11 protein-coding genes are annotated in these 15,231 nt (G+C 60.0%); 7 read left to right on the top strand and 4 right to left on the bottom strand.

Annotation, left to right across the window (positions count from 1 at the left end):
• Nucleotides 1-8 precede the first annotated feature (8 nt).
• Nucleotides 9-1,571, bottom strand: a complete 1,563-nt coding sequence (locus tag F0185_RS32105; protein ID WP_223164617.1) for a methyl-accepting chemotaxis protein — start codon at nucleotides 1,569-1,571, stop codon at nucleotides 9-11.
• A gap of 148 nt (nucleotides 1,572-1,719) precedes the next feature.
• Complete coding sequence (locus tag F0185_RS32110) at nucleotides 1,720-2,175, bottom strand: Lrp/AsnC ligand binding domain-containing protein (RefSeq protein ID WP_126073517.1); 456 nt, start codon at nucleotides 2,173-2,175, stop codon at nucleotides 1,720-1,722.
• A 135-nt stretch (nucleotides 2,176-2,310) separates the two neighbouring features.
• Between F0185_RS32110 and putA the strand changes: the two genes are divergently transcribed.
• Both putA and ald read left to right on the top strand, forming a co-directional pair.
• On the top strand, nucleotides 2,311-6,039 hold the full coding sequence (gene putA / locus F0185_RS32115) for a trifunctional transcriptional regulator/proline dehydrogenase/L-glutamate gamma-semialdehyde dehydrogenase (protein ID WP_370664102.1): 3,729 nt from the start codon (nucleotides 2,311-2,313) through the stop codon (nucleotides 6,037-6,039).
• Between the two features lie 34 nt (nucleotides 6,040-6,073).
• Nucleotides 6,074-7,189 carry an alanine dehydrogenase gene (gene ald, locus F0185_RS32120; protein ID WP_167232469.1) on the top strand — a complete coding sequence of 372 codons (1,116 nt, stop codon included), beginning with the start codon at nucleotides 6,074-6,076 and terminating at the stop codon, nucleotides 7,187-7,189.
• Here ald and F0185_RS32125 read toward each other — a convergent pair.
• Nucleotides 7,159-7,971: a 5'-methylthioadenosine/adenosylhomocysteine nucleosidase gene (locus F0185_RS32125; protein ID WP_167232471.1), complete on the bottom strand. Its 813-nt coding sequence runs from the start codon at nucleotides 7,969-7,971 to the stop codon at nucleotides 7,159-7,161. The genes ald and F0185_RS32125 overlap by 31 nt on opposite strands.
• Before the next feature lie 976 nt (nucleotides 7,972-8,947).
• Here F0185_RS32125 and F0185_RS32130 point away from each other — a divergent pair.
• Nucleotides 8,948-9,985 (top strand): NAD(P)H-dependent flavin oxidoreductase, encoded by a 1,038-nt coding sequence (locus F0185_RS32130; protein WP_167232473.1) that lies wholly within the window; start codon nucleotides 8,948-8,950, stop codon nucleotides 9,983-9,985.
• Nucleotides 9,986-10,006: 21 nt separating this feature from the next.
• Entirely contained in the window at nucleotides 10,007-11,635 is a 1,629-nt protein-coding gene (locus tag F0185_RS32135; RefSeq protein ID WP_167232475.1) for a GMC family oxidoreductase, read from the top strand.
• A gap of 10 nt (nucleotides 11,636-11,645) precedes the next feature.
• Here F0185_RS32135 and F0185_RS32140 read toward each other — a convergent pair whose 3' ends face one another.
• Nucleotides 11,646-12,140, bottom strand: a complete 495-nt coding sequence (locus F0185_RS32140) for a hypothetical protein (protein WP_167232476.1) — start codon at nucleotides 12,138-12,140, stop codon at nucleotides 11,646-11,648.
• Between the two features lie 187 nt (nucleotides 12,141-12,327).
• Here F0185_RS32140 and F0185_RS32145 point away from each other — a divergent pair, with 187 nt between their 5' ends.
• From F0185_RS32145 to F0185_RS32155, 3 genes are read left to right on the top strand one after another with little or no spacing between them, the layout of a single operon-like run.
• Nucleotides 12,328-13,098 carry an ABC transporter ATP-binding protein gene (locus F0185_RS32145; RefSeq protein ID WP_167232479.1) on the top strand — a complete coding sequence of 257 codons (771 nt, stop codon included), beginning with the start codon at nucleotides 12,328-12,330 and terminating at the stop codon, nucleotides 13,096-13,098.
• Nucleotides 13,098-13,805 (top strand): ABC transporter ATP-binding protein, encoded by a 708-nt coding sequence (locus tag F0185_RS32150; protein WP_166889126.1) that lies wholly within the window; start codon nucleotides 13,098-13,100, stop codon nucleotides 13,803-13,805. The genes F0185_RS32145 and F0185_RS32150 overlap by 1 nt, the downstream gene beginning before the upstream one ends.
• Nucleotides 13,806-13,859: 54 nt before the next feature.
• A complete protein-coding gene (locus F0185_RS32155; RefSeq protein WP_167232481.1) occupies nucleotides 13,860-15,065 on the top strand; it encodes an ABC transporter substrate-binding protein in 1,206 nt (401 codons plus the stop codon).
• The last annotated feature ends 166 nt before the right edge of the window (nucleotides 15,066-15,231 follow it).

Here is a 15,231-nt window from a genome sequence, read left to right on the forward strand (position 1 = left end):
GTCCGGCGCTATGTGGCCGCCGACCGGTACCCGATCCGGAACCCGCCCCAGTGCTTGCCATCGACATAAATCGGGGCCGACAGGTCGTGCATGACTTCCCCCGTATCGCGCTTGTACGTCTGCAACAAAAACGCCTTGGTATTCGCGCCGCAGCGCGACCCCGTCCTGTCGTTGAAAATGCGCTTGGTCCGGTTGTTCACGATATCGACAGCGTAATCCCCGGTCAGCGGCTGCGAAAACTTTTTGTTATGGGTCGGAAAATACCCATTGCTGTCGACCGCGCCCGCGTACGCCAGGTGCGGCATGGCCGCCAATAAAGCTTCCTGCAAGGCCGGCAGCACCTTGTCGGTAAAGCCATCGAAACGCGTGCTGTGCTTGGGCGGATCGGTATCCGGAATCGGCTTGTAACGGCGGTCGAACAGCGCCTCATGACTGATCTGGCCCGTCTTGATCGCCGCGCTGAACAACTTTCCGATCTCGCTGGCCGCTTGCTGGGCTGCAAGCCGGATCGGATCGTGCGAGCTCGCCAGCGACGACTCTCCCATCGCCCCGGCAATCGATTCGGCCTTCTCGGCCAGCGCCATCGCCGACCCGGTCGCACGCGGCAATTCGGCATTGGTCGAGAGCATGCTGTCGCGGATCTCGCACAAGGCGCCGGCAATGCTGCGCGTGGTCTGCACATGCGTCTGCGCCGCCCCGGCAATCTGCCCGATGGCCGTTTCCGACACGCTGGAAGAGCGTTCGATATTGCCCAGGAAACCGTGTACCCGTTCCACATTGCCGGCCGCTTCGCTGACCACGCTCGCGAGCGAGGCCATGCCGACGCTGGCCGTTGCCGCCTGCTCATTAATCGCGCGCACCATCATGCTGATTTCGCCGGCGGCCTCACGGGTGCGATGCGCCAGCTGGCGCACTTCGCCGGCCACGACGGCAAAGCCGCGCCCGTGCTCGCCGGCCCGCGCCGCTTCGATGGCGGCGTTGAGCGCCAGCAAATTGGTACGGGCGGAAATTTCGGTGATGACGTCGGTAAAACCGGTGATGGCCCTGGACTTTTCCTGCAGCGCACTCATGGTGCTGGCGGCTTGCTGGGCGTCGACGCGGGCGCTGCTGATGCGCTTGAGCCCTTCGGCCACCTCGGCGCGTCCGGCCACGCTTTCGCTGCGCACTTCAGCAGCCACGGTGGCGGCGCGCCCGGCGTTGACGGCGATCTGCTCGGTGGTGCGGGCCACGTCTTCGGCGCTGGCAACGATGCCGATGGCGGTTTGCACGTCCTTTTCGATCTTTTTCTTGACCGAATCGACAAAATACGCCGTTTCGGCGGCCCCGATCATGATGTCGTCGATGGAATGGCCGACCACGGCGATGAACTTCCCGCTATCGCCGCCATCGCTTTTCGGTTGCAGGAGGAGGAACAGGCCGACGCTGGCCATGCCCGCCAGCGCGGCGGCGAGCAGCGGTCCCAGCGCGGGGCCGGCAACCAGGCCAAGGAGGAAAACCACAAGAACGCCACCAGCGGCCGCGCCGCAACAGGCGAGCACGCGCCGCCCTGTCCTGGAATGAAGTTGCTTCATGTGTCCCCTTGGCCGCTCGAATCGCCAGGACATCCTCAGTACGGAGCCGTTCCTTGCTATTCGATCGTCATAACCTACAGCATAAGCAAGCGAAGCTCAATGCATTTGAGACACAATGTATCCAAACAAAAACATTTCTACCGAGTGCTTATTTAATCGGCAGTTTGGTGGTATTTTTGACTTCTTCCATGACGGCGTAGGTATGGGTTTCGCGCACGCCTTTCTGGAGCAGGGTTTTGCCCAGGAATTCGCGGTAGGCGGCCATATCCTTGACGCGGGCCTTGACCAGGTAGTCGAAACCGCCGGCCACCATATGGCATTCGAGTACTTCGGGGATGAGCTGGACGCTGTTCTTGAAGGCGTCGAAGACTTCGGGTGTGGTGCGGTCGAGCACCACCTCGATGAAAACCAGCAAGGAAACGTCGAGCAACTGGGGATTGAGCTGGGCCGTGTACCCCATGATGTAGCCCGATTCGTGCAGCTTGCGCACGCGCTCGAGGCAAGCGGCAGGCGACAGGTTCACCCGCGCCGCAAGTTCCACGTTGCTGATCCGGCCGTCGCTTTGTAGTTCCGACAGAATTTTCTTGCTAATCTTGTCCAGCATTGAGATCTCCGCAATAAATTTTATTTGGTGAAATTGTCTCACCAAAAACTATCTATGGCTAGTCTTCTGTAATACCAGAATTAATCCAGAAGAATTCACTCTACAATCGAATCATCTTTTCGCGCACGCCGCAACATCGATTCCTTAACGGAAAGCCATGTTGAGCGTGCGCGGAGTCGTCATTCCGATTCGTTTAATCCAAGTAAAGAGTTCTCAATGCAAACTGCCGCTGCTTCGGCCATCCCCTTCGTTCCCTTCTCAGCGCTCCAGGCTGAAATCAAGCCGGACCAGGCGCCATTGCGCGCCGCCATCACCGCCGCTTACCGGCGCGATGAAGCCGAGGCCGTCGACTGGCTGCTGGGGCAGGGCAATCAAGCCCATCCCGACGCGCACGCGCTGGCGCACCGCCTGGTCTCGGCCGTGCGTGAAAAACGCACGCGCTCGTCCGGCGTCGATGCGCTGATGCATGAATTCTCCCTGTCTTCCGAAGAAGGTGTCGCACTGATGTGTCTGGCTGAAGCGCTGCTGCGCATTCCCGACAGCCAGACCGCCGACCGCCTGATCGCCGACAAGATCAGCAAGGGCGACTGGCGCAAGCACCTGGGCGAGTCGCCCTCGCTGTTCGTCAACGCCGCGACCTGGGGTTTGCTCATTACCGGCAAGCTGGTCGGCACCAGCAGCGAAACCGGGCTCGGCTCGGCGCTGACCAAGCTGATCGGCAAGGGCGGCGAACCGTTGATCCGCAAGGGCGTGGACCTGGCGATGCGCATGCTGGGCAACCAGTTCGTCACCGGCCAGACCATCGGCGAAGCGATCAAGAACAGCCGCGACAATGAGCAGCGCGGCTATCGCTATTCTTACGACATGCTGGGCGAAGCGGCCCTGACCGAAGTGGACGCGCAGAACTATTACGCCTCGTACGAAACGGCGATCCATGCGATCGGCAAGGCGTCGAACGGGCGCGGCATCAAGGATGGTCCGGGCATTTCGGTCAAGCTGTCGGCCCTGCACCCGCGTTACAGCCGGGCCCAGCATGCGCGCATGATGAACGAACTGCTGCCGCGCGTGAAAAGCCTGGTGTTGCTGGCCAAACAGTACAACATCGGCATCAATATCGATGCGGAAGAAGCAGACCGCCTCGAAATCTCGCTCGACATGATGGAAGCGATGGCCTTCGATGCGGACCTGGCCGGTTTCGAGGGCATCGGTTTCGTGGTGCAGGCCTACCAGAAGCGCTGCCCGTTCGTGATCGATTTCCTGATCGACCTGGCGCAGCGCAGCGGGCGCAAATTCATGGTGCGCCTAGTCAAAGGCGCGTATTGGGATGCCGAAATCAAGCGCGCGCAAGTCGACGGCATGCCCGGTTATCCGGTCTATACGCGCAAGGTCTACACCGACGTGTCGTACCTGACCTGCGCCAAGAAACTGTTAAAAGCGAGCAGCCTGCTGTACCCGCAATTTGCCACCCATAATGCGCATAGCCTGTCGGTGATTTACACCTGGGCGCAGCAGGACGGCATCAAGGATTATGAATTCCAGTGCCTGCACGGCATGGGCGAAACGCTGTACGACCAGGTCGTCGGCAAGGCCAACCTGGATAAACCGTGCCGCATTTATGCGCCGGTCGGCTCGCACGAAACACTGCTCGCCTACCTGGTGCGCCGCCTGCTGGAAAACGGCGCCAATTCGTCGTTCGTCAATCAGATTGTCGATGAAAAAGTGAAGATCGAATCGCTCATCGCCGACCCGTTCGAGGCATCCCGCGCGCAGGGCGGTGCGCCGCATCCGGGCATCGCTTTGCCGCTTGCCTTGTTCAGTGCGGAACGCAAGAATTCGGCCGGCCTCGATCTGTCCAACGAAGATGTACTGCGCGATATCGGCACCGCACTGGCGCAGCCGCGCAATTACCACGCCGCGCCTTTGATCGATGGCCCCGTGGTGGCCGGCGCGCCGGTGTCGATCCGCAATCCGGCGCTGCACCTTGATATCGTCGGCAAAGTCAGCGACGCCAGCGCCGCCGATGTGGAAACGGCGCTGCACAGCGCCAGCAATTACGCCATGGATTGGCAAACCACCGGACCGACTGCGCGTGCCGCGATGCTCGCGCGCGTGGCCGATCTGTTTGAAGAAAACTATGCGGAACTGATGGCGCTGGCCATTCGCGAAGCCGGTAAATCGCTGCCGAATGCGATCGCCGAAATCCGCGAAGCGGTCGATTTCCTGCGCTATTACGCGGCCCAGGTGCATGGCACGCAGCATGTGCTGGCGCTTGGTCCGGTAACGTGTATCAGCCCGTGGAATTTCCCGCTTGCGATCTTTACCGGACAGGTGGCGGCGGCGCTTGCCGCCGGCAATGTGGTACTGGCAAAACCGGCGGAACAAACCCCGCTGATCGCGTATCGCGCGGTGCAGTTGTTCCATGAAGCGGGTATTCCCAAAGCGGCCCTGCAATTCTTGCCCGGTCGCGGCGAAGTCGTCGGCGCGGGTTTGACTGGCGATGCGCGCGTCAAAGGCGTGATTTTTACCGGCTCCACCGAAGTGGCGCAATTGATCAACCGCACCCTGGCGGCGCGTTCGGTAAAAGAGTCGTGCGACATTCCCCTGATCGCCGAAACCGGCGGCCAGAATGCGCTGATCGTCGATTCCTCGGCCTTGCCGGAACAGGTGGTGCAGGACGTGATGACATCGGCGTTCGACAGCGCCGGCCAGCGCTGCTCGGCCTTGCGCGTGCTGTTCCTGCAACAGGAAATCGCCGATAAAACCATCAAGATGCTCAAGGGTGCGATGCAGGAATTGCGCGTCGGCGTGCCGGATCGCCTGGCCACCGATATCGGCCCGGTGATCGATGCGGAAGCGCAGCAAAACCTGCTGAAACATATCGAGCGCCTCAAATCCACCGCCAAAAACCATTTTTCGCTGGAAGTGCCGGCGGCAGTGTCGGCGCAGGGCACGTTCGTGGCCCCGACGGTGCTCGAAATCGGCTCGCTGGCCGAACTGACGCACGAAGTATTTGGCCCGGTGCTGCACATCATTCGCTATCGCCGCGACGATTTGCCAAAGCTGATCGAGTCGATCAACGCCACCGGTTTCGGCCTGACCCTGGGCGTGCATTCGCGTATCGATGAAACGATCGATTTCATTACCGCGCGCGCGCACGTCGGCAATATCTACGTGAACCGCAATATCGTCGGCGCCGTGGTCGGCGTGCAACCGTTCGGCGGCGAAGGCCAGTCCGGAACCGGTCCGAAAGCGGGCGGCCCGCTCTACCTCAAGCGCCTGCAGCGCGCCGCACCGCCGCTGCTGGAACATGAGCGCCAGGGCACGCCGGGCCTGGACGCCTTGCTGGTGTGGGCCAACACCCACGGCCACGCGCACGTCGTCACCCTGGCCGAAGAATACATGCGCACCACCCTGGCCGGCGCCAGCCTGACCCTGCCCGGCCCGACCGGCGAGCGCAACGGCTTGTCGTTCGCCCCGCGCGGCGCCATTTTGTGTGCGGCGGCGACGCCTGGCGTGTTGCTCAATCAACTGGCGGCATGCCTGGCAACCGGCAACCAGGCGATTGTGCTGGCGCGTGCAAAAGAAGTGATTCCCGAAGGCTTGCCGCCGGAAGTCATGGACCGTATTACGTATGTAAAAGGGGCCGATACGACAGAATGCCATTTCCAGATTGCCCTGGTAGAAGCGTCGCTGACGGCCGAATTGTGGCCTGTGCTGGCGAGCCGCCAGGGAGCGATTGTCGGCGTCATCGAAACCTCGGAAGAAGGTCCGATTGCGCTGTGGCGCATGGTGGCCGAGCGCGCACTGTGCGTCAATACCACTGCGGCTGGCGGAAACGCAAGCCTGATGACCTTAGGTCTGTAATGATGTAAACATAAACTACCCCTTGGAGGATGACATGATCGTAGGCGTTCCAAAAGAGATCAAGAATCACGAATACCGGGTCGGCTTAACGCCGCCAAGCGTGCGCGAATTAAGCTCGCGCGGACACCAGGTGCTGGTTCAGAAAAATGCGGGCGCTGAGATCGGGTTATCCGATGAGCAGTATGTGGCCGCCGGTGCGAGCATGGTCGACGACGCGAAAGAGATTTTCGCGCGCGCCGACATGATCGTCAAAGTCAAGGAACCGCAGCCGGTCGAATGCGCGATGCTGCGCGACGGCCAGATCCTGTACACCTATCTGCACCTGGCCCCGGATCCGGAGCAAACCGCGGCGCTGGTCAAATCGGGCGCAGTGTGCATCGCATACGAAACCATTACCGGCGCCGGCGGCGGTTTGCCCTTGCTCGCTCCCATGAGCGAAGTGGCGGGGCGCATGGCGATCCAGGCCGGCGCCGCCCACCTCGAAAAATCCAAAGGCGGCATGGGGTTGCTGCTCGGCGGCGTTCCCGGCGTGGCGGCCGGCCATGTGGTCATTATCGGGGCCGGCGTGGTCGGCACCAATGCGCTGCAAATGGCCATTGGCACAGGGGCGCGGGTGACGGTGCTCGATAAAAGCATCGATCGCCTGCGACAGCTCGACCTGGTATTCGGCAACCGCATTTCGACCCAGTATTCGAATGCGCATGCGATCGAGGAAGCGGTGCTGTCGGCCGACCTGGTGATCGGCGGCGTGCTGGTACCGGGCGCAGCGGCGCCCAAACTGGTCACGCGCGCCATGATTTCGAAAATGAAGGCCGGCGCGGTGGTGGTCGATGTGGCGATCGACCAGGGCGGCTGTTTTGAAACCTCGCATGCGACCACGCACGCCGATCCGACCTATATCGTCGACGGCGTGGTGCATTACTGCGTGGCCAACATGCCGGGCGCGGTGGCGCGCACCTCGACCTTTGCGTTGAATAACGCGACCATCGGCCACGCGGTGGCGCTGGCGGAAAAAGGCTGGAAAAAAGCCCTGGCCGACGACGCCCATCTGAAAAACGGACTGAATGTCTGCCAGGGCAAAATCACTTACGCGGCAATTGCCCAGGCACTCGGGTACGACTACACGCCGGCCGATTCCCTGCTGGCTTGAACCCGGCCGCTTTTCAGCTCGGCGCAGAAACGCGTGACGATATGAAAAGCATAACGGGAGGCGACTGATTTCACGAAGCGCATGAAATCGGTCGCCGCCTCTTCATTCGCGTTATCCGAAATCGTCCGGATCACCGCAAACGGAATGCCCAGCTCGAAGCACACCTGGGCCACCGCCGCTCCTTCCATTTCCACCGCCAGCAATCCTGGCAGCGATCCGTTCAACTGCGCCAAATGCGCGCGTTTGCTGATGAACTGGTCGCCGCTGGCAATCAGCCCGCGATGCACCCGTGGCCGCTCCAGGCCAAATTCAGCCCGTTCCACGTCGTCGATCGCCGTTTCAAAATCCTTGTCCAGGAATTCAAGCGCCGCACTGGCGGCGCGCTGGCTCATCTGCAAGTCGGACTGGAAGTGCGACAAACCGGTCAACGGCACCTCGAAGCGGGGAAACAGGGGACTGGCATCCATGTCGTACTGGACCAGCGATTCGGCCACCACGATGTCGCCCACCTTCACTCCCGCATCGCCGGCGCCGGCAACGCCGGTGAACAGGATGTGGGTAACTCCGTACTTTTCCACAAGCGTGGTCGCGGTCATGGCGGCGGCAACCTTGCCAATCCGCGACAGGACGCACACAGCGTCGATGCCAGCGACTTGTCCTGATGCGTAGTTGCGCATGCCATGGATGAGCGTGGCGGGGCCTTGCATGCCTTCCACGAGCCCTTCCTGTTCTTCGTGCAAGGCGCTAATGATGCCTAAACGTATGTTTTTTCCTGAATTCATGCTTTGCAGAACCTTTTTTGGTGAGTGTGCATGTGGGTAAGTCCGGAGTTTTCCACAAGGATAAACCGTTCTGCATCGACTGCAAGCATCGGAAGGTGCGCAGGAGGCCGCCAGCGTCGATTTCTGCAGACAGTCCCGGCTTGCGGTCCAGCGGCCTTGTCGTGGCCGTGGCGGTGCCTCCAGGGGCTTCTAGCGGGATCGGCGGTTCAGCGTTTTCCCCGGAAGTCGCTTGTAAGCGCTTGTTTTTCGGGGTTTTCTGGCTTTTGGAGGATCTTGCTGTGGATGACTTCGAGGTTATGCACTGCTTTGCCGGGGTTTAGGGTTTTATATAAGTAGTATGTATACAAATTTAGTAGTGATAGTAAACGCTGGTTTTTGTGTGGATAAGTCTGGTTTTATCAACAGGATCAAGCGTTTACGTATCGAAAAAGTCGCTGGAAAACGCCTGTATCTTCAAAGGATGACTGTTGGACAAAAATTTGCCTGTGAACAAAGTCGATGGTTTTGCACATCTCATCCTGTGGATATCCATCGACTTATCCACATGTGCTGCCAGTCAGTCGCGTTCTTCGCGACTTTTTTTGGTCTGCAGAAAAGTGACTTGCCCGTTTTTGTGGTCGATTCTTTTTTTTGGGAAACTTTGAGTTTTTGTTCAGCAAAGAAAAATTTTTTTCGCTTTTTGGCCTTTGGGGTTCTCGCGGTCGTTTTTTCAAAGGTCTTGATGGTTTACCTAAAAAGGTTAAATATAGAATTAGTAGTAGTTGTTAACAGGGGTGTTTTTCTGTGGATAATGGCAAAAACCTGTACGAAATCATGAGCTTGCGAGAGGTATAAGTCGGTGATCACCTCTGTATCCGGCTGGTATCAATCTGGGACAAATTTTGGCCTGTGAATAAAGTCGCGTTTATCCACAAACGGTGCCTGTGGATATCAATAGGCTTATCCACAGGTCCTTTCGAACCTTGGTGGAGGTGATATGGATCTGCACGCGTTGTTTAAGTTTCCAATTTTGCAAGGCCCGATGGCTGGCGGCGCCAGCCGGGCCGAATTGGTGGCCGCGGTATCGAATTCCGGCGGCTTGGGTTGCATGGCGGGATCGTTGTTGTCGCCCGCAGCCGTGCGCGACGAGGTTGGCCGGATCAGGTCGATGACCGATCAGCCGTTTTTGCTCAATCTTTTTGTTCTTCAGACACCTTCGCCGACGCCGGACGAGGTTAGCGCCGCCGTTGAACTGCTGCGCCCGGTCTGGGAAAGCCTCGGCTGGGACAACTTACCCGTGCCAACACAGTGGTGCCAGGACTTCGAGGCCCAGTTCGACACCCTGATCGCACTGCGCCCGGCGGCGGCCAGTTTTACGTTCGGCATCCTGACGCCCATCCAGGTCGAGCGGCTGCATGACGCCGGCATCTACGTGATCGGTACGGTCACGACGGTGGAAGAAGCGCTGGCCTGGGAAAATGTGGGCGCCGACGCCGTGATCGCCTCGGGCATCGAGTCCGGCGGCCATCGCGGCACCTTTCTTGGACCGCAAGAAGACGCCACCCTGGGTGGAAAAGCGCTCTGGCCCCAGGTGGCCGAAGCCGTCAAGATTCCGGTCATTGCCGCCGGCGGCATCATGACCGGGGTCGATATTGCCGAAGCACTCGCACTGGGGGCCCAAGCCGTGCAAATGGGCAGCGCCTTTATCGTAACCGACGAGTCCGGCATTCATCCCGCCTATAAACAGCGGCTGATCGAGGCGCGCGATACGCCCACCCGCCTGACGCGTGCCTTCAGCGGCCGCTACGCGCGCGGCCTGGAAAACAGCTTCATGCGCAAGATGGAAAGTGTCGAGAAGCAAGTTCCAGCGTATCCTGTCCAAAACGCACTGACCACGGGCATCCGCGCAGCCGCAGCCGAACGGGGCGACACCGAACTGATGTCGCTCTGGGCGGGCGCCGAGATCCGCCGCGCGCGGCCGATGCCAGTTGCCCAACTGATGCAGATGCTGGTGGCCGAGATGCGCACACGATAAAAACGAGACGAGGAGCGGCATTTGGAATCGGCAGGAGAATACGACTACATCATCATCGGCGGCGGCACCGCTGGCTGCGTACTGGCCAACCGCCTGACCCGGCGCCGCGACATCAACGTGTTGCTGATCGAAGCGGGCGGACGCGACGACTACCTCTGGATCCACATTCCGGTCGGCTATTTGCACTGCATCGGCAATCCGCGCACCGACTGGCTGTACAAGACCGAACCGGATGCCGGCCTGAACGGTCGCGCGCTGATTTATCCGCGTGGCAAAGTCCTGGGCGGCAGTTCCTCGATCAACGGCATGATCTACATGCGCGGCCAATCGCACGATTACGACCGCTGGGCCGACCTGACCGGCGATCCCGGCTGGGCCTGGGACAAGGTATTGCCGCTTTTTAAGAAGAGCGAGGATTATCACGGCGGCGCCAGCGAACTGCACGGTAGCGGCGGTGAGTGGCGGGTCGAGAAGCAACGCCTGTCCTGGCAATTGCTCGACGCGTTTCGCGATGCGGCCGAGCAAACCGGTATTCGTAAAATCGACGATTTCAACGGTGGCGACAACGACGGTTGCAACTATTTCGACGTCAACCAGAAGCGCGGCGTCCGCTGGAACACGGCCAAGGCTTTCCTCAAGCCAGCGGCCAAACGGCCCAACCTGACCATCATGACCGGTTGCCACGTGGAACGGTTGATCATCGACGATACGGAGCAGGGCAAAGTCTGCCGGGGCGTTGAATTTACCGGCGGCGGTACGGCGTTCACGGCGACGGCCGCGCTGGAAACGGTGCTGACCGCCGGCGCCGTCGGCTCACCGCAGATTTTGCAACTGTCCGGCATCGGTCCGGCGGCGTTGTTGCGCGACGCCGGCGTGACGGTGCAGGTCGACTCTCCCGGGGTCGGGGATAACTTGCAGGATCATTTGCAGCTGCGCATGATCTACAAAGTCAGCAATGCGCGCACCTTGAACACCACGGCGGCCAGCTGGTTCGGCAAGATGAAAATCGGCATGGAATACGCGATGTTCCAGAGCGGGCCGATGTCGATGGCGCCGTCGCAACTGGGCGCGTTCGCCCGCTCCGATCCCGGCCAGGCCACGCCGAACCTGCAATATCACGTGCAGCCTTTGTCGCTGGAAAAATTCGGCGACCCCTTGCACCCGTTTCCGGCGTTCACGGCGAGCGTGTGCAACCTGCGGCCGAGCTCGCGCGGGCATGTGCGCATTGCCTCCGCCGATTCCTACGCCGCGCCGAAAATCACGCCGAATTACCTGAGCACGCAAGAAGACCGCACGACTGCGGCGGCGGCGCTGAGGCTGACGCGCAAGATCGTGGCCGCGCCGGCATTGGCGCGCTATGCGCCACAGGAATTCAAGCCCGGGATAGCGTTTCAGACGGAACAAGAACTGGCCGACGCCGCCGGACAGATCGGCACGACGATTTTCCACCCGGTCGGCACCTGCAAGATGGGCCGCGCAGGGGACCCGATGGCCGTGGTCGATAGCGAACTGCGTGTGAACGGCGTGCAAAAACTGCGCGTGGTCGATGCCTCGGTGATGCCCTTGATCACCTCGGGCAATACCAACAGTCCGACCATCATGATTGCCGAACGCGCGGCGGAACTGATCGCGCAGGCGGCGAAGGGGTGAAACTTCTGCGTCAGGCTGTTTCTGAGGCGATCTCCAGGCCGGGGAATTGCTCCCGCAATTCCTTGGTCAAATTGCTTGCGACAAAAGGCGTAAATTTTCCAAGCATGATCCAGGTTCCTGGCGTGGTTTCTACGCCGCTTGTGAAGACAAGGGGAAACGCCAGTCGCATGTGCTCCGTCAGCTCAGCCGGGAACATCGGGTCGAACCGCACCTTGATTGTCTCGGACGCGTCTTCCATCCAGTCCCAGCTCCCCTCGGGTTCGCCGATCACACCAATGATGTCGTTGTCATCGGCAAATGCCACGCAGCGTCCCACGGCAGAGGCAACACTCAGTTCCGCATGCGTGCGGAGCGCAAACACGGCTTTTATACAGTTGCCGCAATAGCGGACGCGCTCATTCGCAGTCGGCGCGAGTTGTTCCCACTTGCGTTGGCAGAGGGTCCTGAGATCGCATTTGGTCAGTTCCGGCATGAAAGGGGGCATGTGCGTGGTGAAAACAGCCATTCTACGTCAGCCCGAATGCTGGGCATCGACCTCCAGGCTGCCGCAAAGTTGCACTTTGGTGTCGCTTGCCTGATAGGCATCAGGGCTGGCAGCATGGTAGTTATACTGTATTGTGAGCAAAATCCAATCTGTGTATAGTCGAACAAAAAATGTTTTCAAAGCGGTATGAAAATAAACCGGAGACACAATGACAGATGTCATATTGGAAACACGAGCCCTGACCAAAGAGTTCAAGGGCTTTACCGCAGTCAACGATGTTAATCTCGCCGTCCAGCGCGGACACATTCACGCGCTGATCGGCCCCAACGGCGCCGGCAAGACCACCTGCTTCAATCTGCTGACCAAATTCCTGGTGCCCACCTCGGGCAAGATTTTGTTCAATGGAAAAGATATCACCCCGGCGCGCCCGACGCAGATTGCGCGCATGGGCATCATCCGCTCCTTCCAGATTTCGGCCGTGTTTCCGCACCTGACGGTGTTGCAGAATGTGCGGATCGGCTTGCAGCGCGAACTGGGAACGTCCTTCCATTTCTGGCGCAGCGAAAAATCGCTCGCAAGCCTGAACGAGCGCGCCATGGAACTGCTGGCCGAGGTCGACCTGACCGAATTCGCCGATACCGTCACGGTTGACATGCCCTACGGCCGCAAGCGCGCGCTCGAAATCGCCACCACCCTGGCCATGAAGCCCGAACTGATGTTGCTCGACGAGCCGACCCAGGGCATGGGCCATGAAGATGTCCACAGGGTCACCGAGCTGATCAAAAAAGTCTCGGCCGGCCGCACCATCTTGATGGTGGAACACAATATGAGTGTGGTCTCCGGCATCTGCGACAAGATTACTGTGCTGCAGCGCGGCGCTTTGCTGGCCGAGGGCAGTTACGCCGAAGTCTCGACCAATGCGCAGGTGATGGAAGCGTACATGGGCACCACCAGCGCCGAACTCGAAGGGGCGCATTGATGACCGCCGCGCTCGAAATTTCGCATCTGCAAGCCTGGTACGGCGAATCGCACATCCTGCACAACGTCAATTTGCGGGTCGAGAAGGGCGAAGTCGTGACCCTGCTGGGCCGCAACGGCGCCGGACGGACCACCACCTTGCGCGCGATCATGGGCCTGACCGGTGCGCGCACGGGTTCGATCAAGGTCAACGGGGTCGAGTCGATCAGCCTGCCGACGCACAAGATTGCCCACCTGGGCATCGGGTATTGCCCGGAAGAGCGGGGTATCTTTTCATCGCTCTCGACCGAAGAAAACCTGATGCTGCCGCCGCAACTGGCCGGTAGCGACGCCGGCATGTCGGTGGCGGAAATCTACGAGATGTTCCCGAATTTGCTGGAACGAAAAAACAGCCAGGGCACGCGTTTGTCCGGCGGCGAGCAGCAAATGCTGGCGGTGGCGCGCATTTTGCGCACCGGCGCGCGTCTGTTGCTGCTCGATGAAATTTCCGAAGGCCTGGCGCCGGTGATCGTGCAAGGTCTCGCACGCATGATTACCACGCTCAAGGCCAAGGGCTACACCATCGTCATGGTGGAACAGAATTTCCGCTTCGCCGCACCGTTGGCGGACCGGTTTTACGTGGTGGAGCACGGTCAGATCGTGGAAACCTTTGCTTCGTCGGAACTGAGCGCCAAGATGCCAATTCTGACTGAACTGTTGGGCGTATAGCAGGATAGCGACAGCCCATAGCAAGACCATACCAATACCCTAAATGGAGACAATATGAAACGTAATATCATTGCTTTAGCAGCCAGCGCCGCCTGCCTCGGATTCGCCTTGCCGGCGCACGCGCAAGTGTCGAACGACACCATCAAGATCGGCATGCTGACCGACGTGTCCGGCGTGTACGCCGACGTCGATGGCGCCGGTGGCGCGGAAGCGGTCAAGATGGCGATCGCCGACCTGGGCGGCAACATCAACGGCAAGAAAATCGAATTCGTTTTCGCCGATCACCAGAACAAGGCCGACATCGCCGCCAGCAAGGCGCGTGAATGGTTCGACCAGCAAGGTGTCGACATGCTGATCGGCGGCACCAACTCGGGCGCCAACCTGGCCATGGCCAAGATTGCGGCGGAAAAGAAAAAGGTCTTCATCTCGATCGGCGCCGGCACGGCCCGCCTGACCAATGAAGAATGTTCCCCCTTCACCGTGCATTACGCCTACGACACGGTGGCCTTGGCACGTGGAACAGGCGGCGCGATTGTGAAGCAGGGCGGCAAGTCCTGGTATTTCCTGACCGCCGATTACGCCTTCGGCCAGTCGCTCGAAAAAGACACGACCGACGTGGTCAAGGCCGCTGGCGGCACGGTGACGGGCGCCTCCAAGCATCCGCTGTCGGCCTCGGATTTTTCGTCCTTTTTGCTGAAGGCGCAGGGCTCGAAGGCGCAGATCCTGGGGCTGGCCAATGCCGGCGGCGACATGATCAATGCGGTCAAGGCGGCCAATGAGTTTGGCGTCGGCAAGTCGATGAAGCTGGCCGGTTTGCTGGTGTTCATCAACGATATCCACACCCTGGGATTGAACATGACCCAGGGCATGTATCTGACCGATGGCTGGTACTGGGACCAGAGCCCGGAAAGCCGGGCCTGGTCGAAGCGCTATTTCGCCAAGATGAAGAAGTTCCCGTCGATGTTGCAAGCCGCCGATTACTCAGCCGCGACCAACTACCTGAACGCGGTCAAGGCGATCGGGACCGACGACAGCGAGAAGGTCATGGCGCAGTTGAAGAAGACCAAGATCAACGACATGTTCACCAAGGGCGGCGAGATCCGTCCGGACGGCCGCATGGTGCACGATATGTACCTGATGGAAGTGAAGAAGCAGGCGGAGTCGAAGTATCCGTGGGATTACTACAAGGTCATCGCGACCATTCCTGGCGCGCAGGCGTATACGACCAAGGCGGAAACAAAGTGCGCGTTGTGGAAGTAAATTAGGCTGCGTTCGAACATTCACCGTCGCTTCCTTTAGCCCGTCGATCCCCGCCGCCTCCGTCGTTCCCGCGCAGGCGGGAACGACGGTGGGCAGCGCAGGAAGTCGGTTCCGGCAATGCCGGGATCGACGGGCTATCCCCCGGTCCCACTTTATGAACTGAGAT

This window comes from Massilia rubra (assembly GCF_011682065.1).
In the GTDB taxonomy this organism is placed as follows: domain Bacteria; phylum Pseudomonadota; class Gammaproteobacteria; order Burkholderiales; family Burkholderiaceae_D; genus Telluria_A; species Telluria_A rubra.

Bases quoted from the DNA above. Each gene is read 5' to 3' on its own strand.
- F0185_RS32105 (WP_223164617.1), bottom strand. From the start codon at position 1,571: ATGAAGCAACTTCATTCCAGGACAGGGCGGCGCGTGCTCGCCTGTTGC.
- F0185_RS32155 (WP_167232481.1), top strand. From the start codon at position 13,860: ATGAAACGTAATATCATTGCTTTAGCAGCCAGCGCCGCCTGCCTCGGA.
- F0185_RS32150 (WP_166889126.1), top strand. From the start codon at position 13,098: ATGACCGCCGCGCTCGAAATTTCGCATCTGCAAGCCTGGTACGGCGAA.
- ald (WP_167232469.1), top strand. From the start codon at position 6,074: ATGATCGTAGGCGTTCCAAAAGAGATCAAGAATCACGAATACCGGGTC.
- F0185_RS32130 (WP_167232473.1), top strand. From the start codon at position 8,948: ATGGATCTGCACGCGTTGTTTAAGTTTCCAATTTTGCAAGGCCCGATG.
- F0185_RS32145 (WP_167232479.1), top strand. From the start codon at position 12,328: ATGACAGATGTCATATTGGAAACACGAGCCCTGACCAAAGAGTTCAAG.
- F0185_RS32110 (WP_126073517.1), bottom strand. From the start codon at position 2,175: ATGCTGGACAAGATTAGCAAGAAAATTCTGTCGGAACTACAAAGCGAC.
- F0185_RS32140 (WP_167232476.1), bottom strand. From the start codon at position 12,140: ATGGCTGTTTTCACCACGCACATGCCCCCTTTCATGCCGGAACTGACC.
- F0185_RS32125 (WP_167232471.1), bottom strand. From the start codon at position 7,971: ATGAATTCAGGAAAAAACATACGTTTAGGCATCATTAGCGCCTTGCAC.